This window comes from Bacillus sp. VA13 (assembly GCF_055710085.1).
In genome coordinates this window covers 1-255 of sequence record NZ_JBVQPP010000032.1, presented here as the reverse complement: position 1 = coordinate 255, position 255 = coordinate 1, and the positions used below count along the sequence as shown (strand labels likewise).

1 rRNA gene is annotated in these 255 nt (G+C 46.7%); it reads left to right on the top strand.

Features of this window, described 5'->3' with window-relative positions:
• Positions 1-83: ribosomal RNA gene (locus tag AC0C66_RS21615) — 23S ribosomal RNA — on the top strand; the annotation flags it as partial.
• Positions 84-255 lie beyond the last annotated feature (172 nt).

Sequence of the window (255 nt, the reverse complement as noted above, 5' to 3'; positions counted from 1 at the left end):
AGATGATCAGGTTGATAGGTCTGAGGTGGAAGTGTGGCGACACATGGAGCTGACAGATACTAATCGATCGAGGACTTAACCCACATTTTGAATGATGTCACACCTGTTATCTAGTTTTGAGAGAATACCTCTCTAAAAGGCGGAAAAGTAAAGAAACTCCGCTAAGGGCTCTCACATCCTGTGAGAAACGCCCAGTACCTTCATCCTGAAGGCATTTGTTTGGTGGCGATAGCGAAGAGGTCACACCCGTTCCCA